Source organism: Mesorhizobium sp. 131-2-1 (genome assembly GCF_016756535.1).
Classification (GTDB): Bacteria; Pseudomonadota; Alphaproteobacteria; order Rhizobiales; family Rhizobiaceae; genus Mesorhizobium.
Genome location: NZ_AP023247.1, coordinates 3,499,653 through 3,516,715 on the forward strand (window position 1 = coordinate 3,499,653; position 17,063 = coordinate 3,516,715).

General features: G+C 64.5%; 18 protein-coding genes and 1 pseudogene. 14 read left to right on the plus strand and 5 right to left on the minus strand.

Annotated features, from left to right (window positions below; genetic code table 11):
* Window positions 1-29 precede the first annotated feature (29 nt).
* Both JG743_RS16895 and JG743_RS16900 read left to right on the plus strand, forming a co-directional pair.
* The gene (locus tag JG743_RS16895; RefSeq protein ID WP_202291741.1) at window positions 30-1,523 is read left to right on the plus strand and encodes a DegQ family serine endoprotease; all 1,494 of its coding nucleotides are present in this window, start codon (window positions 30-32) and stop codon (window positions 1,521-1,523) included.
* A gap of 40 nt (window positions 1,524-1,563) precedes the next feature.
* The gene (locus tag JG743_RS16900) at window positions 1,564-2,874 is read left to right on the plus strand and encodes a replication-associated recombination protein A (RefSeq protein WP_202291743.1); all 1,311 of its coding nucleotides are present in this window, start codon (window positions 1,564-1,566) and stop codon (window positions 2,872-2,874) included.
* A gap of 40 nt (window positions 2,875-2,914) precedes the next feature.
* On the opposite strand, the gene JG743_RS16905 is transcribed toward JG743_RS16900, so the two are convergent.
* From JG743_RS16905 to JG743_RS16920, 4 genes are all read right to left on the minus strand, one after another.
* Window positions 2,915-3,340 (minus strand): HIT family protein, encoded by a 426-nt coding sequence (locus JG743_RS16905; protein ID WP_202291746.1) that lies wholly within the window; start codon window positions 3,338-3,340, stop codon window positions 2,915-2,917.
* A 75-nt stretch (window positions 3,341-3,415) separates the two neighbouring features.
* Window positions 3,416-4,630 carry a GNAT family N-acetyltransferase gene (locus tag JG743_RS16910; RefSeq protein WP_202291749.1) on the minus strand — a complete coding sequence of 405 codons (1,215 nt, stop codon included), beginning with the start codon at window positions 4,628-4,630 and terminating at the stop codon, window positions 3,416-3,418.
* A 41-nt stretch (window positions 4,631-4,671) separates the two neighbouring features.
* Window positions 4,672-5,400, minus strand: a complete 729-nt coding sequence (locus JG743_RS16915; protein ID WP_202291752.1) for a glycerophosphodiester phosphodiesterase — start codon at window positions 5,398-5,400, stop codon at window positions 4,672-4,674.
* Window positions 5,401-5,414: 14 nt separating this feature from the next.
* Complete coding sequence (locus JG743_RS16920; RefSeq protein ID WP_202291755.1) at window positions 5,415-5,879, minus strand: RidA family protein; 465 nt, start codon at window positions 5,877-5,879, stop codon at window positions 5,415-5,417.
* 139 nt (window positions 5,880-6,018) lie between these two features.
* On the opposite strand from JG743_RS16920, the gene JG743_RS16925 reads away from it, so the two are divergent.
* From JG743_RS16925 to tsf, 5 genes are all read left to right on the plus strand, one after another.
* Window positions 6,019-6,849, plus strand: a complete 831-nt coding sequence (locus JG743_RS16925; RefSeq protein WP_202291758.1) for a cell envelope integrity EipB family protein — start codon at window positions 6,019-6,021, stop codon at window positions 6,847-6,849.
* A gap of 22 nt (window positions 6,850-6,871) precedes the next feature.
* Window positions 6,872-7,150, plus strand: a complete 279-nt coding sequence (locus JG743_RS16930) for a DUF4031 domain-containing protein (protein WP_202291761.1) — start codon at window positions 6,872-6,874, stop codon at window positions 7,148-7,150.
* The gene (locus JG743_RS16935; protein ID WP_202291764.1) at window positions 7,147-7,758 is read left to right on the plus strand and encodes a LysE family translocator; all 612 of its coding nucleotides are present in this window, start codon (window positions 7,147-7,149) and stop codon (window positions 7,756-7,758) included. Before JG743_RS16930 ends, JG743_RS16935 begins: the two co-directional genes overlap by 4 nt.
* Before the next feature lie 177 nt (window positions 7,759-7,935).
* Window positions 7,936-8,715, plus strand: coding sequence for a 30S ribosomal protein S2 (gene rpsB, locus JG743_RS16940; RefSeq protein ID WP_202291767.1), 780 nt, complete (start codon window positions 7,936-7,938; stop codon window positions 8,713-8,715).
* 120 nt (window positions 8,716-8,835) lie between these two features.
* On the plus strand, window positions 8,836-9,756 hold the full coding sequence (tsf, locus tag JG743_RS16945) for a translation elongation factor Ts (protein WP_202291769.1): 921 nt from the start codon (window positions 8,836-8,838) through the stop codon (window positions 9,754-9,756).
* Window positions 9,757-9,783: 27 nt separating this feature from the next.
* Here tsf and JG743_RS16950 read toward each other — a convergent pair whose 3' ends face one another.
* Window positions 9,784-10,710, minus strand: a complete 927-nt coding sequence (locus JG743_RS16950; RefSeq protein ID WP_202291772.1) for a LysR family transcriptional regulator — start codon at window positions 10,708-10,710, stop codon at window positions 9,784-9,786.
* Window positions 10,711-10,825: 115 nt separating this feature from the next.
* Between JG743_RS16950 and JG743_RS16955 the strand changes: the two genes are divergently transcribed.
* From JG743_RS16955 to rseP, 7 genes and pseudogenes are all read left to right on the plus strand, one after another.
* Window positions 10,826-11,353 carry a nuclear transport factor 2 family protein gene (locus tag JG743_RS16955; RefSeq protein ID WP_202291775.1) on the plus strand — a complete coding sequence of 176 codons (528 nt, stop codon included), beginning with the start codon at window positions 10,826-10,828 and terminating at the stop codon, window positions 11,351-11,353.
* Window positions 11,354-11,387: 34 nt separating this feature from the next.
* Window positions 11,388-12,497 carry an aldo/keto reductase gene (locus tag JG743_RS16960; protein WP_202291778.1) on the plus strand — a complete coding sequence of 370 codons (1,110 nt, stop codon included), beginning with the start codon at window positions 11,388-11,390 and terminating at the stop codon, window positions 12,495-12,497.
* Window positions 12,498-12,653: 156 nt separating this feature from the next.
* Complete coding sequence (gene pyrH, locus JG743_RS16965) at window positions 12,654-13,376, plus strand: UMP kinase (RefSeq protein WP_202291781.1); 723 nt, start codon at window positions 12,654-12,656, stop codon at window positions 13,374-13,376.
* A gap of 125 nt (window positions 13,377-13,501) precedes the next feature.
* Window positions 13,502-14,056 carry a ribosome recycling factor gene (gene frr, locus JG743_RS16970; RefSeq protein ID WP_202291784.1) on the plus strand — a complete coding sequence of 185 codons (555 nt, stop codon included), beginning with the start codon at window positions 13,502-13,504 and terminating at the stop codon, window positions 14,054-14,056.
* Between the two features lie 20 nt (window positions 14,057-14,076).
* Window positions 14,077-14,808: pseudogene (locus tag JG743_RS16975) on the plus strand (isoprenyl transferase); the annotation flags it as partial.
* Between the two features lie 11 nt (window positions 14,809-14,819).
* Complete coding sequence (locus JG743_RS16980; RefSeq protein WP_202291789.1) at window positions 14,820-15,635, plus strand: phosphatidate cytidylyltransferase; 816 nt, start codon at window positions 14,820-14,822, stop codon at window positions 15,633-15,635.
* A gap of 103 nt (window positions 15,636-15,738) precedes the next feature.
* The gene (gene rseP / locus JG743_RS16985) at window positions 15,739-16,881 is read left to right on the plus strand and encodes an RIP metalloprotease RseP (protein ID WP_202291802.1); all 1,143 of its coding nucleotides are present in this window, start codon (window positions 15,739-15,741) and stop codon (window positions 16,879-16,881) included.
* Window positions 16,882-17,063: the final 182 nt, after the last annotated feature.

The following is a 17,063-nucleotide window of genomic DNA, read 5'->3' on the forward strand; positions in this document are numbered from 1 at the left end:
ACAATGGCGCCCGATTTGGAGGATTCGGAATGCACCTCAAACGGCTGTTTCTTGTTGCCCTTTGCGCGCTGGCCGCCTTTGCCGCGGCACCGGCCCTGAGACAGGCGTTTGCGGAGGACGCCACCAAGCCCGCCGATCCGGGCCTGTCCGACGTGCTGACCGACCTGCTGCATGGCGTGGAAGGCGAAAACGCCACCTCCGGGCCCGACAAGCGCGTGCCGTTCGGCCGCGAGGAGGTGCAGCTCTCGTTCGCGCCGCTGGTCAAGCAGACGGCGCCGGCGGTGGTCAATGTCTATGCCTCGCAGACGGCCAAGGTGACGTCGCCTTTCGAGGGCGATCCCTTCTTCGAGGAGTTCTTCGGCCGCGCGCAGCCGCGCGCGCAATCCTCGCTTGGCTCAGGCGTGCTGGTCGACCCGAGCGGCGTCATCGTCACCAATTACCACGTCATCAAGGATGCCGACGAGGTGAAGGTGGCGACCGCGGACGGTCGCGAGTTCGCCAGCAAGGTCATGCTCAAGGACGAGACGCTCGATCTCGCCGTGCTCAAGATATCCGCCGACAAGCCGTTCCCGGTGATCGCCATCGGCGATTCCGACGCGCTGGAGGTTGGCGACCTGGTGCTGGCGATCGGCAATCCGTTCGGCGTCGGCCAGACCACCACCAGCGGCATCGTCTCGGCACTTGCCCGCAGCCATATCGGCGTTTCGGATTCGGGCTATTTCATCCAGACCGACGCCGCTATCAATCCCGGCAACTCCGGTGGGGCGCTGATCAACATGGGTGGCCAATTGGTCGGCATCAACACGGCGATCTACAGCCGCAGCGGTGGCTCGATCGGCATCGGCTTTGCCATTCCCGCCAATATGGTGCGGGCTTTCGCCGACGCGGCCAAGGCCGGGCTCGACTTCTTCGAGCGGCCCTATATCGGCGCCGAGTTCGAGGCGGTGACGCCGCAGATCGCGGAATCGCTCGGCATGGAAAAGCCGACCGGCGCGCTGGTCTCGACCGTCGACGCCACCGGTCCGGCGGGCAAGGCGGGGCTGAAGCCGGGCGATGTCGTGCTGTCGCTCAACAACACGCCGGTCGAAAGCATCGAGGCTCTTGACTATCGCATGGCCACCTTGTCGATCGGCTCCAAGGCCAGCTTCGCTGTGCTGAGCAAGGGCCAGCAGGCGACGATGGAGATCCCGCTGGAGCGCGCGCCGGAAGGCGCCAAGGCGACCGAGGTGACGCTGCACGGCCGCAGCCCGTTCGCCGGCGCCAAGGTGGCTGAACTGTCGCCGCGGCTTGCCCAGAAGCTCGGCCTGCGTACCGACCTCAAGGGCGTCACCGTTGTAGATATCAACCGCGATTCGCCGGCGGCCGATTTCGGCTTCCAGCCGGGCGACATCGTGCGCGAGGTGAACGGCACGACCATCGACACGGCGGCAACGCTGGCGCAAATAGCCCAGCAGGACACGCGCTGGTGGCGCTTTACCGTCGAGCGCGGCGGGCAGATACTGCGCCAGGTGTTGCGTTACTGAGGCGATCCAAGGGATCGTCCTCCAGCTTTGAAGACGTTTCATGGCCGACCTGTTCACTGTTGACGAACCGGAGAAGGCGCCGCCCGGCCGGCCGCTGGCCGACCGGCTACGCCCCAAGAACCTCGGCGAGGTCGTTGGCCAGGAGCATCTGACCGGTCCGGACGGCGCGCTGACCAGGCTGATCGATTCGGGCTCGCTCGGATCGATGATCTTCTGGGGACCGCCCGGCACAGGCAAGACCACGGTTGCGCGGCTGCTCGCCGGCGAGACCAAGCTCGCCTTCGAGCAGATATCGGCGGTGTTTTCCGGCGTCGCCGACCTGAAGAAGGTGTTCGAGACGGCGAAGCTGCGCCGCGCCAACGGCCGCCAGACCCTGCTCTTCGTCGACGAGATACATCGCTTCAACCGCGCCCAGCAGGACGGCTTCTTGCCTGTGATGGAAGACGGCACTGTCGTGCTGGTCGGCGCCACCACGGAAAACCCGTCCTTCGAGCTGAACGCGGCGTTGCTGTCGCGGGCGCGCGTGCTGGTGTTTCGTTCGCTCGGCGAGGACAGCATCGCCAAGCTTCTGGCGCGCGCCGAGGAGGCCGAGGGCAGGGCGCTGCCGCTCGACGCCGAGGCACGCGCCATGCTGATCCGCATGAGCGATGGCGACGGTCGCGCCTCGCTGACGCTCGCCGAGGAAGTGTGGCGCGCCGCCAAGTCCGGCGAGGTGTTCGACCCCGAGGGCCTGCAGCGCATCATCCAGCGCCGCGCGCCGATCTACGACAAGGGGCAGGACGGCCACTACAATCTGATCTCGGCGCTGCACAAATCGGTACGCGGCTCCGATCCGGACGCGGCACTCTACTATCTTGCCCGCATGTTCGACGCCGGCGAGGATCCGCTCTATCTCGGCCGTCGTCTGGTACGGATGGCGGTGGAGGACATCGGGCTGGCCGATCCGCAGGCGCTGGTCATCGCCAATGCCGCCAAGGACGCCTACGACTATCTGGGCTCGCCCGAGGGCGAGCTCGCCTTCGCCCAGGCAACGGTCTATCTCGCAACTGCGCCCAAGTCGAACGCCGTCTACACGGCGTTCAAGGCGGCGACTTTAGCCGCGAAGGAGTACGGCTCGCTGCTGCCGCCCAAGCACATCCTCAACGCGCCGACGAAGTTGATGAAGGAAGAGGATTACGGCGCCGGCTACCGCTACGACCATGACGAGCCCGACGCCTTCTCGGGCCAGGACTACTTTCCGGAAAAGATGGGCCGGCGCACCTTCTACGATCCGCCCGAGCGCGGCTTCGAGCGCGACATCAGGAAGCGGCTGGAATATTGGGCGAAGCTGCGCAGCGAGCGGGAAAGGTAGGCCCTGCCGCGCCTGGCCGCTTGCTTCGGCCTGCGCCCATTCAGCCGGCAAGCGCGGCCCGGATCTTGCCGGCATTTTCCGCCAGCACCTCCGGTTTTTCCATCTGTCCGCTGTGCGGCTTCAAGGGGATGCCCTCGAAGCGCGGGATGACGTGGACATGGAGGTGGTAGACGGTCTGCCCCGAAGCCGGTTCGTTGAATTGCAGGATGGTCACCCCGTCGGCGCCGAAAGCTTTCTTGACCGCCCGCGCAACCTTCTGCACGACCGCAAAGAGCGGGGCGAATGTCGCCGGATCGGCGTCGAGCAGATTGCGCGACGCCGCCTTCGGCACCACCAGAGTATGGCCCGTTCCCTGCGGCATCACGTCCATGAAGGCGATGACCGCATCGTCTTCGTAGACACGGTGCGAGGGGATTTCGCCGCGCAGGATCTTCGCGAAGATGTTGCCGGGATCGTAGTCAGCCATGGCGGGCGCTCCTGATCGTGGTGTCCCGTTCCGTGTAGCGAAGCCGCCGTGAAGCGGCAAGGCAAGTCAGCGGGCCTATTCGGCCAGATCCTTGCGGAACGGCGTGTGGTCTTCGAGATATTCGCCCATCCGCTCGACCTCGCGGCGCTCGCGGCGGAGATAATCGGCCACCGCGTTGCGCAGGCCAGGATGCGCGATGTAGTGCGCCGAGTGCATGGTCACGGGGCGGTAGCCGCGCGCCAGCTTGTGCTCGCCCTGCGCGCCGGCTTCGACGACCTTCAGCTTGCGTTCGATGGCGAAGTCGATCGCCTGGTGGTAGCAGACCTCGAAATGCAGGAAGGGGTGGTCCTCGATGCAGCCCCAGTTGCGGCCGTAGAGCGCATCGGAGCCGATGAAGTTGATGGCGCCGGCAATGTAGCGCCCATTGCGCCTGGCCATCACCAGCAGGATGTCGTCGGCCATGCGCTCGCCGATCAGCGAGAAGAATTGACGGTTGAGATAGGGGCGCCCCCATTTCCTGCCGCCGGTGTCCATGTAGAAGGCGAAGAAGTCGTCCCAGGCCCTTTCGGTCAGGTCCTTGCCGGTGAGCCAATCGATCGAGATGCCGTCGGCCAGCGCCTCGCGCCGCTCCTTCTTCATCGCCTTGCGCTTGCGGGAAGCAAGCGTGGCGAGGAAGTCGTCATAGCTCGAAAAACCTTCGTTGAAGAAATGGAACTGCTGGTCGGTGCGGTGCAGGAAGCCGGCCGCCACCAGCGTAGCGACATCGCTTTCTGAGGCGAAGGTGACGTGCGCGGAGGACACGCCGAGCTTGTCGGTCACCATTTTGAGACCGGCGGCAAGCCCGGCCTTCACCGCGTCCTCGTCCTCGCCTTTGGTGACCAGCAGGCGAGGGCCGGTGACGGGGGTGAACGGCACAGCACTTTGCAGCTTCGGATAATAGCGGCCGCCCGCGCGTTCGAACGCATCCGACCAGCCATGGTCGAAGACATACTCTCCCTGGCTGTGCGATTTGAGATAGCAGGGCACGGCGCCCAGCAGCTTGCCCCGCGCGGTCTCCAGCCGCAGGTGATGGCCCTGCCAGCCGGTACGGCGCACGGCGCAGCCGGACTCCTCCAAAGCGCTCAGAAAGGCGAATGAAACGAGCGGGTTGTAGCCGTTTTCCTTATCGCCGCGCGTGGTGCCGGCAAAACTGTTCCACTCGTCGCAGGTGAAGGCCCCGATGCCGGCGGCGACGCGGATCGAAAACTCCGCGTCCGCCATTTGCCCATCGTCGTCGTCACCCTGATCCATGAGGCTTATTTAAGCACCATACGGGGCCGCGCAAGCCTGGATCACGCCACCTTGACGAGGTCGGGCTCGAAACCTTCGAAGGTCATCTGGTCGGCATATTTGAAGGTGAGATCGACCGCCGGCTGGTCATGCACGGTCCAGGTGATGACCGGCATCTTGAGCTTCTCGCGCACGAAGCTGACGAAGGGGTTGGGCAGGTCGCCTGCGGCATAGGAGGTGAAGGCGATGTCATGCGCCAGCATGGCGAAATGTGCCTCGATCAGCTGATTGTCCCTGCCGTAGGCGGTAAGCCCGCCCGGAATGCCGGGCGCATCCTTCGCGAAATCGCGGACCAGCCAGTGGTCGAACGACATGATCGCCGCCTTGCCCTTGTAGCGCTGGAGCATCTTGCCGACGCTTACGACAAGCCCCTGGTCGTAGCCTGGCGTGCCCTTCAGCTCGACAACCAGTGGCACACGGCCGTCGATCAGATCGAGCGCCTGCTGCAAGGTCGGGACATGGTCGGCCGTGCCGCCGACCTTGAGCGCCGTCAGTTCCGCCGCCGTGCGCTGCCAGACGAAACCGTCCTGGCCGGTCAGCCGCTTGAGGTCGCCGTCATGGATGATGACGGGAATGCGGTCCGAGGACAGATGCACGTCGCATTCGATCGCGTAACCACGCTCGGCGGCGGCTTCGAAGGCCGACAGCGTGTTCTCCCAGCGCGTCTTGTTCATGTCGTGGAAGCCGCGGTGCGCCACGGGCCGGGCGGTCAGCCAGGAAAGGTCGGTCATGATATCGGTCCGGCTCATTCGACTTCGAAGATCGCTTCGATTTCCACCGCGGCATTGAGCGGCAGCGAGGCGGTGCCGACGGCCGAGCGGGCGTGCTTGCCGCGTTCGCCGAGCGCGGCGACCAGGAAGTCCGAAGCGCCGTTGGCGACCAGATGCTGCTCGACGAAGTCGGGCGCCGAGGCGACGAAGACGGTGATCTTGACCAGGCGCCGGATCTTCTCGAGATCGCCGAGGGCTGCCTTGGCCTGCGCCAAAATGTTGATTGCGCAGTATTTTGCACCTTCCTTGCCGGCTGCCGTATCGACATCGCGGCCGAGCAGGCCGCTCGCCTGCAGCTTGCCGTCCTTGAGCGGCAACTGCCCCGCCGTGAACAGCAGGTTGCCGGTCCGGCAATAGGGCACGTAGTTGGCGGCCGGCGCGGCGGCGGCCGGAATCGTCACGCCGAGATCGCTTAGCCGCTTTTCGATTGTTTCACTCATCGTATTTCCCTATTGCTTTGAAGACGCCGCGCGAGCCGGGCCGAAATTGCTATTTTTGCCTCGCTTCCGCCATGACTTTTTTTAAGCTGGACCATCTTTCCCTGCGGCCTGCCATCAGCCGCGACGATCGGAGCACCATATGCGCGCAACGCGCTTCGCATTTCCTGCCGTTCTTGTGCCGGCGCTGTTGTCAATGGCTCCCGCCTTTGCCGTTCCGGCGCTGCAGGCGCACCGCGCAGTCTATGACCTGACACTCAACAAAGCATCCGACCGTTCGGGCATCACCGGTATTTCGGGCCGCATGGTCTATGAATTCAATGGCTCGCCCTGCGAGGGCTATACGGTAAAATTCCGCTTCGTCACCCAAATCGTCACCAACGACAACACGCGCCTGACCGATCAGCAGACGACCACTTTCGAGGATGCCGAGGGCAAGACCTTCTCCTTCGTCACCAAGTCCTTCGTCGACCAGAACCTCGACAAGGAGGTCAAGGGCATGGCGACCAGGGAGGCCAAGGGCCTCAAGGTCGACATCGACAAGCCGGAGAAGAACAGCCTGGAGCTCGCCGCCACCCAGTTTCCGACCCAGCATCTGGTGGAGCTGATCGGGAAGGCCGAGAAGGGCGAGAGCTTCTATGAAACCAACCTGTTCGACGGGTCGGAAGACGCCAACAAGGTCATGACGACGACGGTTGTCGTCGGCAAGAAGACCGACGCCGACAAGACCGATCCGGAAGCGCCGGCGCTGGCCAAGCTCGCCGCCGACAAATACTGGCCGGTCGACATCGCCTATTTCGACGACACCGACAAGAGCGGTGAGGAGGTGCCGGAGTACCGGATCAGCTTCAAGCTGCACGAAAACGGCATCACCCGAGACCTCGTCATGGACTATGGCGACTTCTCGATGACCGGCAAGCTGGTCAACCTGTCGCTGTTCGACCAGGCGAAGCCCTGTCCCGCGTCGAAATAGCCCGACGGCAAATCGGCTCGCCATGGCGATCTATGTCGACGCGGCGATCTGGAAATGGGCCGGCCACCGCTGGTGCCATTTGATGGCCGACGACACCGACGAACTGCATCGCTTCGCGGCGGAACTCGGCCTCAAGCGTTCGTCCTACCAGGGGCCGCCCAAGACATCGGCGCCGCACTATGACATAACCGGTTTCGAGCGCGACCGCGCCGTGCGGCTCGGCGCGGTCGAATGTAGCCGCGAGGAGATCGTCGCGATCTTCCGCCGCGTGCGGGTGCCCAACGGGAAGATAAGGCCATGACGCTGACGGCATTTCTGGCTTACTGCGCCGCGATCACGCTCGCCGCCGCCACGCCCGGCCCGGCAATGTTCGCGGTCATCACCAACGGCGTCTCGCGCGGCTTCGTGCGCGCCTTCATGGCCGGTGTCGGTATTGCCGCCGGCGATGCGGTGCTGGTGATCCTGGCGCTGCTCGGCCTGGTGGCGCTGGCCCAGACCTTCGAATGGGTTTTCCTCGCCCTGAAATATGCCGGCGCTGCCTATCTGGTGTTCCTCGGCATCAGGATGTGGCGCTCGGCCGCTGCCCATGCAGACGCGGCGCAGGCTTCCCAAACCAGGCTCTCCCGTTCCTTTCTCCTCGGCGCTTCCATCGCGCTCGGCAATCCCAAGGCAATCCTGTTCCACGCCTCGATCATGCCGCTGATCCTCGATCTCGACACCATGACCTTCGCCGATGGGTTGCTGGTGATCGCTGTCGTCATCAGCGTCAACATCGTCACCATGGGCGTCTATGCCGCGCTTGCCGGCCGGGCCTCGAGCTGGTTCAGGACGCCAAGGCGCATGCGCCTGATGAACAGGTTTGCCGGCGGCGCCATGGTCGGCACCGGTGCGCTGATCGTCGCACGCTGATCGGCAAAGGCAGGGGGCGCTTGCGTTTGTCGCGCATCCCCTCTATATGCGCGCTCATTCCACACACGGACTTTGGTGTCTGCCCGGGAGAAATCCGGCTGAAACCTCCGGTGGCGTTCAAGGACTTCGGTCCGAAAATGCCTGTGTCCGTGGAGGCCAACCGGAAAGGAACTAAGAATGGCTCTGCCTGATTTCAGCATGCGCCAGCTTTTGGAAGCTGGCATTCACTTCGGCCACCAGACCCACCGCTGGAACCCGAAGATGGCGCCCTACATCTACGGCGCCCGCAACAACATCCACATCATTGACCTGTCGCAGACGGTGCCGTTGCTGCACCAGGCGCTGAAGCAGGTGTCCGACACCGTCGCCAAGGGCGGCCGCGTGCTGTTCGTCGGCACCAAGCGCCAGGCGTCCGAAATCGTCGCTGACGCCGCGCAGCGCTCGGCCCAGTATTACGTCAACTCGCGTTGGCTTGGCGGCATGCTGACCAACTGGAAGACGATCTCGAACTCGATCCAGCGCCTGCGCAAGCTCGACGAGCTGCTGGCCGGCGAGGCCCAGGGCCTCACCAAGAAGGAGCGCCTCAACCTCGACCGCGAGCGCGAGAAGCTCGACAAGGCGCTGGGCGGCATCAAGGACATGGGCTCGACGCCGGACCTGATGTTCGTCATCGACACCAACAAAGAAGCGATCGCCATCCTCGAGGCCAAGCGCCTCGGCATTCCGGTCGTCGCCATCATCGATTCGAACTGCGACCCGGACAAGATCGACTTCCCGATCCCCGGCAATGACGACGCGGCCCGCGCCATCCAGCTCTACTGCGACCTGATCGCCAAGGCTGCGATCGACGGCATTGCCCGCCAGCAGGGCGCGCTCGGCGTCGACATCGGCGCTTCGGTCGAGGCTCCGGTCGAACCGGCCCTCGATGCCCCGGCGACCGAGACCCCGGAAGCCTGATAGCGAAGGCCGGTTATCCCGGCCTTCATCTTTCCAATATCTTGGCGCGCTAAGCGCTGTTGCCGGGCGCATCATCGGGAATCGATGGTGCGTCGGCGCATTTGAAACAAAGAGGCGACAATGAGCATTTCGGCTGCACAGGTCAAAGAACTCCGCGACTTGACCGGCGCGGGCATGATGGACTGCAAGGCGGCGTTGAACGAGACCAACGGCAACATGGAAGAGGCCGTCGACTGGCTGCGCAAGAAGGGCATCTCCAAGGCCGACAAGAAGGCCGGCCGCACCGCCGCCGAGGGCCTGATCGGCGTCGATTCGGGTGTGCGTGAAGCTGCCATTGTCGAGGTCAATTCCGAGACCGATTTCGTTGCACGCAACGAGCAGTTCCAGGAACTCGTCCGCAATGTCGCGAAGGTCGCGCTCGCCTACGGCACGACCGAGGCGGTGGCCGCGGCCAAGTATCCGGGTTCCGACAAGTCGGTCACCGAGACCATCAAGGACGCGGTCGGCACCATCGGCGAGAATATCAATTTCCGCCGATCGGCCAAGCTCACCGTGCCGCATGGCGCGGTCGCGACCTATGTCCACAACGCCGTCGCCGACGGCCTCGGCAAGCTCGGCGTGCTGGTGGCGATCGAGACCACCGGCAACGAGCATGCCGCCAACGCCTTTGGCCGTCAGGTCGCCATGCATGTCGCCGCCACCAACCCGATGGCTCTGACCGCCGAGCAGATCGACCCGGCCGCGGTCGAGCGTGAGAAGGCGATCTTCTCCGACCAGGCGCGCCAGTCCGGCAAGCCGGAAGCGATCATCGAGAAGATGGTCGAAGGCCGTCTGCGCAAGTTCTACGAAGAGGTGGTGCTCCTGAAGCAGGCCTTCGTGCTCAATCCCGACATCACCGTCGAGAAGGCGCTGAAGGATGCCGAGAAGGAGATCGGCGCGCCGGCCAAGATCACGGCCTACCTGCGCTTCGCGCTCGGCGAAGGCATCGAGAAGGAAGAGACCGATTTCGCCGCGGAAGTCGCGGCGGCGATCAAGAAATAGCCCGAAGCAGAAGTAAGGCTAAACAGCTCAGGCAGCACGGCCGGGCGTCCGCGAGGATGCCCGGCCGATTTCTTGCGCGGTATCAATGAAGGCCCTGAGCTTCGGCGCCATCGAGGCCCGCCGCGGGAAATAGAGGAACAGGCCGGGTTCCTCGATCGTCGACTGCGGCAGGATCTGCACGAGGCGGCCAGCGGCAATGTGGGCGCGCACCAGCGGCTCGAAGACATAGATGATCCCAACCCCGGCAAGCGCGAGGTCGATCGCGGCGAGCGAATCGGTGACGATTACCGTGCCGTTCGTTTCCACGGAGACGTCCTTGCCGTCCTCGCTCAGGTCCCAGCGATAGAGCGCGCCGCTGCGCACGAGGCGGTAGCCGATGCAATTGTGGCTGGCGAGATCGGCGACGGCGGCGGGCCGGCCGCGGCGCCCGACATAGGCCGGCGAAGCGGCCATCACGACGCTGAATGGCGGCGTCAGCCGGACCGCCACCATATCCTGCGCGATCATTTCGCCCAGCCTGATGCCGGCGTCGAAACCCTCTCCGACGATGTCGACGAGACCCTGATCGGCAAACAGCTCGACGGTCACCTCGGGATAGCGCTCCGCCATTGCCGCCACCACTGGCGTCACCGCCAAGGGGATGGCGATATGGGAGACGTTGATCCTGAGCAGCCCGGCCGGGCGGCCACCGATGCCGCGGATTCGGTCCATGCGTTCGGCGATGTCCTGCAGGGCAGGGGCCGCGGCCTCGATCAATGCCTTGCCGGCCTCGGTCAGCGAAACGCTGCGCGTCGTGCGCGCGAACAACGGCTGACCGATCCGCTCCTCGACCAAACGCACCGCATGACTGACCGCCGACGGGCTCATGCCGAGCTCGGCCGCGGCAAGCGCGAAGCCGCCGCGTCGCGCGACGGCGACGACGACAGGCAGATGGCTAAGCAGATCGCGATCCATTGATGAGCGGTATCGCATAGTCTGTTCGCACAATGCAATCTTATCGTATCTCACAGAGCGGTCCACATTGCCGCCAATGCATCGGCAGTGGGCTGATGCACAAGGAGAAGACAAGATGAATGCGTTGAAGCACGTTACCTTCGCGGCAGGCATGGCATTGGCACCGCTCGATGCCGGCGGAGCGGAACCGTCGGACTGGCGCGCGCTCGCCGATGAGCGCGCAGTCATCCGCATCGCCGACGCGATCGACCGCGCCGTCGACGCGCAGGAATGGCCGCTTGCCCGTAGCTATTTCGCGGATCGGGTCACCGTAGATTTCAGCAGCCTCTCAGGACAGCCGCCGTCCACCATCGCCTCGGACGAGCTGATCGGGACGTGGTCGGCAAACCTCAGAGGCAACAAGACGAGCCTGCACCTGCGCACCAACCATCAGGTGGTCATCGCAGGCGACGGCGCCACCGTGTCGTCGAACGGCTACGCCTGGAACCGGATGGAAGGCAATGGCGACCCGCTCTGGGAGGTCTGGGGCACCTACGAACACCATCTGACCCGCACGCAAGCCGGCTGGAAAGTGGATGGCTTCACGTTCCGCATGACGCATGAGCGCGGCAACCCGTGGGTCAAGGCCACTCCCGGCCGCTGAATGGCGGCATCTGGATCTGGAACGGAACGACACAATGACGATGAATTACTACACCCTCGGCAACAGCGGCCTTCGGGTAAGCCGCCTCGCGCTCGGCACCATGACCTTCGGCACCGAATGGGGCTGGGGAGCCGACAAGGCGACCGCCCGGTCCATGTTCGACGCCTATGTCGAGGCCGGCGGCAACTTCTTCGACACCGCCGACCTCTACACCAATGGCACGAGCGAGGCTTGGCTGGGCGAGTTCGTCGCCGAGCGCGGACTGCGCGACAAGGCGGTGATCGCCACCAAGTTCACCATGAACACCGCGCCCGACAACCCGAACGGCGGCGGCAACGGCCGCAAAAACATCTTGCGCGCGGTGGAGGCCTCGCTGCGGCGGCTCGGCACCGACTATATCGACCTCTACCTGCTGCATGTATGGGACCGGCTGACGCCGGCCGAGGAGGTCATGCGCACGCTGGACGACCTGGTGCGGGCAGGCAAGGTGCGCCATATCGGCCTGTCGGACGTGCCGGCCTGGTATGCCGGCCGTGCCCAGGCGATCGCCGAATTGCGCGGCTATGAACCGGTTTCGGCCCTGCAGCTGGAATATTCGCTCGCCGAGCGCTCGATCGAGCACGAATTCGTCCCCTTCGGCACGCGTCACGGGGCGGGCATCATGGTCTGGAGCCCGCTGGCGAGCGGTCTGCTCAGCGGCAAGTACCGGCCGGCGCAGGCCGGAAATGCCGGCCGGCTCGACGGTTTCCGCAACACCACCCATCCGGGGTTCCAGAAATTCACCGAACGCAACTGGGCAATCGTTGCAGAACTCGAGAAGGTTGCCGCCGAACTCGGCCGCAGCATGCCCCAGGTCGCGCTCAATTGGGTGGCGACGCAGCCGGGCATCGCCTCGGTCATCCTCGGCGCGACGAAGCTTGCCCAGCTGCAGGACAATCTCGCGGCGCTGGACATTTCAATTCCAGCCGCGCTTCGCGACAGACTGGAGACGGTAAGCAGCTCCCCGGCGCCATTCCCCCATTCCTATTTCGGCTTCGAGATACAGGGCCGGGTCACCGGCGGCGCCACGACCGGCGACAAGCCCGCCGGCTATGCGTCTCCGGTGTTGATCGAAGGCGAAGCCGTCAGCGTCGCCAACGACTGATTGGCCGCAGTCAGCGGGCGGGGATTGCGCAGGGGCGCCGCGTGACATCGCGGCGCCCTTCGTGTATCGGAACTCGCATCGCGCCGGTGTTTTGGCGCGGCGCCTGCGCGAGGGCGGCCACCCCAGGCGCATCACACGCACAATGACGAGGATCAGATGACGGCGAAGCCCCTCTACCGACGTGTCTTGCTGAAAGCGTCGGGCGAAGCGCTGATGGGCGAGCAGCATTTTGGCATCGACGTCTCGGTGGTCGATCGCATCGCCGCCGATATTGCCGAGGCGCGCGCGCTCGGCATCGAGGTCGGTGTCGTCATCGGCGGCGGCAACATCTTCCGCGGCGTGGCGGTTGCGTCCAAGGGCGGCGACCGCGTCACCGGCGACCACATGGGCATGCTTGCCACCGTCATCAACTCGCTGGCGCTGCGCACCTCGCTGAACAAGATCGGCGTCGAGGCCGTGGTGCTGTCGGCAATCGCCATGCCGGAGCTTTGCGAGAGCTTTTCCCAGCGCCAGGCCACCGCCTACATGAACCAGGGCAAGGTCGTCATCTTCGCCGGCGGCACCGGCAATCCGTTCTTCACCACCGATTCGGCCGCAGCGCTGCGCGCTGCCGAGATCGGCGCCGACGCGCTGTTCAAGGGCACCCAGGTCGACGGCGTCTACTCCGCCGATCCCAAGAAAGACCCGAACGCGACCCGCTTCGAACGCATCAGCCATGCCGAAGTGATCAAACGTGGGCTTTCGATCATGGATACGGCAGCGATTGCACTTGCGCGCGAAAACAACATTCCGATAATCGTCTATTCGATCCACGAAAAAGGTGGTTTTGGCGACATTCTGAGGGGCGGCGGCCGGTGCACGGTCGTTGCGGACGATTGATCCGGTGCTGATACCGGCCGGAAGCCCGCTAATGAAAAGCGGCAAGGCGGTTTTCGGAACAAGGCTCGAGCACGGGGCTGCTGCCCTGAAACAGTGAACCCGGCAAACGGGTCGAGGAGACAATGATGAGTGGTGAGTTCGACGACCTCAAGCGGCGCATGGACGGGGCGATCGCCGCGTTCCGGCATGACCTGGCTTCGCTGCGCACCGGGCGCGCGTCCAGCAACCTGCTCGACGCGATCCAGGTCCAGGCCTACGGCACCACGATGCCGATCAACCAGGTGGCGAACGTGTCCGTGCCGGAACCGCGCATGCTGTCGGTGTCGGTCTGGGACAAGGCGATGGTCGGCGCCGTCGACCGCGCGATCCGCGAATCCAACCTCGGCTTCAACCCGATCGTCGACGGCACCAATCTGAGGATCCCGCTGCCGGAGCTCAACGAGCAGCGCCGCAAGGAACTGGTCAAGATCTCGCACGGCTATGCAGAGAACGCCCGCGTCGCTGTCCGTCATGTCCGCCGCGACGGCATGGATTTCCTCAAGAAGGCCGAAAAAGACGGCAACATCAGTGAGGACGATCACCGCAAGCGTTCAGATCAGGTGCAGAAATTGACTGACGAGATGATCAGCACCATCGACCATCTGCTTTCCGATAAGGAAGCTGAAATCATGCAGGTTTAGGGTCGGCCCTTCACCGGCCCGAAAGCGAGACCATGGCAACGCCCGCGCATGTCGCGATCATCATGGATGGAAACGGACGCTGGGCCAAGGCGCGCGGCATGCCGCGGCTTGCCGGCCATCGCGCTGGCGTCGAGGCCTTGCGCAAGACGGTGCGCGCCGCGCCGGACCTCGGCATCTCGTTCCTGACCGTCTACGCCTTCTCGTCGGAAAACTGGTCGCGGCCGAAATCCGAGGTCAGCGACCTGATGGGCCTGCTGAAGCTGTTCATCCGTCGCGACCTTGCCGAACTGCATCAGAACGGCGTGCGAGTGCGAATCGTCGGCGACAGGGCAGGGCTGCAGCCTGATATCAGGGGCCTGCTGCATGAAGCCGAATCGCTGACCGCTGGCAACGAGGCACTGACGCTGGTCATCGCCTTCAACTATGGCGGGCGCGACGAGATCGTGCGCGCGGCGCGCAAGCTTGCCGCTGCCGCCGTGCGCGGCGAGATCACCGCCGAGGCGATCACCGCGGAGGCCTTTGCCGGCGCGCTCGACACCGATGGCATTCCCGACCCGGAGCTGGTCATCCGCACCAGCGGCGAGCTGAGGTTGTCGAATTTCCTTCTGTGGCAGGCGGCTTACAGCGAGCTGGTGTTCCTGCCTTGCTACTGGCCCGATTTCAGCCGCGAGCACCTGGCCGACGCGTTGCGCGACTTCGCCAGCCGCGAGCGCCGTTTCGGCGGGCTTGCCGCCCAAGACGTCGCTTCGTGAGCGGCGGCCAGATGAGCAACCTCCAGCTGCGCGTCATCTCGGCGGTCGTGCTGGCCATCGTCACCCTTGGGCTCACCTGGCTCGGCGGCTTGCCGTTCCGCTTTCTTTGCGCCCTCATCGTCTCCACCATTTTCTATGAGTGGTCACGCATGGCGCGCCCGGCAGCCGGCAGTGCCCTGGGCTTTCTGCCGGAAACGCTGCTGCTGGCATTCATCGGTTTCTTGATTGCGGGCGTGCCGGCATCCTGGTTGCTCACTCTCATCGTGGTCGTGGTAGTCATCACGGCCGCCAGCGCTCAAATGCGCGGGGCGACGCAATGGGACGCCGCTGGTCTGGCCTATGCGTCGCTCTCCGGTCTGTCGCTGGCACTGCTGCGCGACGGCGACCATTCAGGCCTGATTGCCATCCTGTTCCTGTTCGCCGTGGTCTGGGCAACCGACATAGCGGCCTATTTCGTCGGCCGCGCCGTTGGCGGCCCGAAGCTGGCGCCGTCGATCTCGCCCGGCAAGACGCAGAGCGGGGCGCTGGGCGGTGCCGTCGGCGGCGTGGTGGCCGGCGTGCTTCTGGCGGCGGCGGCCGGCGCCGGCAATCTCGGCACGCTCGGCCTTGTCGCGCTCGCCTTGTCAGTCGTGGCGCAGGCAGGCGACCTCTTCGAATCCTGGGTCAAGCGCCGCCACGGCCAGAAGGACTCCGGCAACCTCATTCCTGGCCATGGCGGCGTCATGGACAGGGTGGACGGGCTTGTCGCGGCGGCTCTGGCCCTGTACGTCATCGGCTGGATCTCGGCGGGCGCCGATCATCCGGCGCAGGGGCTGTTTCCGATTTGAACCGCATGCCGCAGGGCGAAAAACGGGCAACGCCACGGATTCGCCTGGATTGATGTCACAGTCGCGGCACGGCCTGCGTCGCGCACGGTTTTGAGGACACGACTTGAACGAGATTTTTCACGCGTTGTTCAGCACGGAAGGCTTCGTTCTCGGCACGCTGGTGCCGTTCCTGTTCGTGCTGACCGTGGTGGTCTTCGTGCACGAAATGGGCCACTACCTCATCGGCCGCTGGTGCGGCATCGGCGTCAAGGCCTTTTCGATCGGCTTCGGCCCCGAGCTCTTCGGCTTCAACGACAGCCATGGCACGCGCTGGAAGCTCTGCGCCATACCGCTTGGCGGCTATGTGAAATTCGTCGGCGACATGAATGCCACGTCGAGCCAGCCGAGCGCCGAAGACCTGGAGGCGCTGAGCGATTCGGAGCGCGAGGTCGCTTTCCATACCCAGCCGATCTGGAAACGCGCCGCGACCGTGGTGGCCGGGCCGCTGTTCAATTTCCTGCTGACGATAGTCGTCTTTGCCGTATTGTTTTCGGTCTATGGCCGCCCTGTATTGGATCCGATGGTGGCCGAGGTCACCGCCGGCAGTCCGGCCGAGAAGGCCGGCATCCTGCCGGGCGACCGATTCGTCAAAGTCGACGGCAGCACGGTCGAAACCTTCGCCGACGTCCAGCGCCTGGTTCAGGGCCGCGCCGGCGATGCCATCGCCTTCACCATGCTGCGCGATGGCAAGGAGATTACGCTCACGGCGACACCTTTGCCGATGGAGCAGCAGGATGCGCTAGGCAACAAGATCAAGGTGGCCGTCATCGGCGTGGTCAACAGCACCGAGCTCGGCCAGGCGCGCGTGGTCACCTACAATCCCGTCGGTGCGGTGGGCGCAGCCATAGAGGAGACGGGGCATGTCATCCAGCGCACCGGCCAGTTCCTGCAGCGTTTCGTCGCCGGCCGCGAGGACAAATGCCAGTTGGGTGGGCCGATCAAGATCGCGAAAATGTCGGGCCAGGCAGCGAAACTCGGCTTCGAATGGCTGGTGCAGCTTGTTGCATTCCTGTCAGTCGGGATAGGTATTCTCAATCTTCTTCCGATTCCCCCCCTCGACGGCGGCCACCTGTTGTTCTACGGCGTGGAGGCCGTCATCCGGCGGCCGGTGTCGGAGCGGACGATGGAAATGGCCTACCGGACCGGACTGCTTCTGGTTCTGGGCTTTATGGGCTTCGTATTCTGGAACGATCTGTTTGGGTGCTGAAATCATGAAGAAATTTGGCTTCGGCACCCGCAATGTTGAGACGCCGTTTACCATGCGTGGGGATATGCGTGACGCGAAAGCCACGCACCAGGGTTAAGTAAATACAAATTAACCAGAAGCCTTGCGTGTAGGGAAAATCCGGTTAATACGGTAGGGGAAAATTACCGCACGTCCGGTTTTCT

What these genes read in the sequence shown, in the direction of transcription:
- frr (WP_202291784.1), top strand. Translation starts at nt 13,502, where the DNA reads ATGAGTGGTGAGTTCGACGACCTCAAGCGGCGCATGGACGGGGCGATC.
- JG743_RS16920 (WP_202291755.1), bottom strand. Translation starts at nt 5,879, where the DNA reads ATGAGTGAAACAATCGAAAAGCGGCTAAGCGATCTCGGCGTGACGATT.
- JG743_RS16955 (WP_202291775.1), top strand. Translation starts at nt 10,826, where the DNA reads ATGAATGCGTTGAAGCACGTTACCTTCGCGGCAGGCATGGCATTGGCA.
- JG743_RS16910 (WP_202291749.1), bottom strand. Translation starts at nt 4,630, where the DNA reads ATGGATCAGGGTGACGACGACGATGGGCAAATGGCGGACGCGGAGTTT.
- pyrH (WP_202291781.1), top strand. Translation starts at nt 12,654, where the DNA reads ATGACGGCGAAGCCCCTCTACCGACGTGTCTTGCTGAAAGCGTCGGGC.
- tsf (WP_202291769.1), top strand. Translation starts at nt 8,836, where the DNA reads ATGAGCATTTCGGCTGCACAGGTCAAAGAACTCCGCGACTTGACCGGC.
- JG743_RS16950 (WP_202291772.1), bottom strand. Translation starts at nt 10,710, where the DNA reads ATGGATCGCGATCTGCTTAGCCATCTGCCTGTCGTCGTCGCCGTCGCG.
- JG743_RS16930 (WP_202291761.1), top strand. Translation starts at nt 6,872, where the DNA reads ATGGCGATCTATGTCGACGCGGCGATCTGGAAATGGGCCGGCCACCGC.
- rpsB (WP_202291767.1), top strand. Translation starts at nt 7,936, where the DNA reads ATGGCTCTGCCTGATTTCAGCATGCGCCAGCTTTTGGAAGCTGGCATT.
- JG743_RS16895 (WP_202291741.1), top strand. Translation starts at nt 30, where the DNA reads ATGCACCTCAAACGGCTGTTTCTTGTTGCCCTTTGCGCGCTGGCCGCC.
- JG743_RS16905 (WP_202291746.1), bottom strand. Translation starts at nt 3,340, where the DNA reads ATGGCTGACTACGATCCCGGCAACATCTTCGCGAAGATCCTGCGCGGC.
- JG743_RS16980 (WP_202291789.1), top strand. Translation starts at nt 14,820, where the DNA reads ATGAGCAACCTCCAGCTGCGCGTCATCTCGGCGGTCGTGCTGGCCATC.
- JG743_RS16915 (WP_202291752.1), bottom strand. Translation starts at nt 5,400, where the DNA reads ATGACCGACCTTTCCTGGCTGACCGCCCGGCCCGTGGCGCACCGCGGC.
- JG743_RS16935 (WP_202291764.1), top strand. Translation starts at nt 7,147, where the DNA reads ATGACGCTGACGGCATTTCTGGCTTACTGCGCCGCGATCACGCTCGCC.
- JG743_RS16925 (WP_202291758.1), top strand. Translation starts at nt 6,019, where the DNA reads ATGCGCGCAACGCGCTTCGCATTTCCTGCCGTTCTTGTGCCGGCGCTG.
- JG743_RS16960 (WP_202291778.1), top strand. Translation starts at nt 11,388, where the DNA reads ATGACGATGAATTACTACACCCTCGGCAACAGCGGCCTTCGGGTAAGC.
- JG743_RS16900 (WP_202291743.1), top strand. Translation starts at nt 1,564, where the DNA reads ATGGCCGACCTGTTCACTGTTGACGAACCGGAGAAGGCGCCGCCCGGC.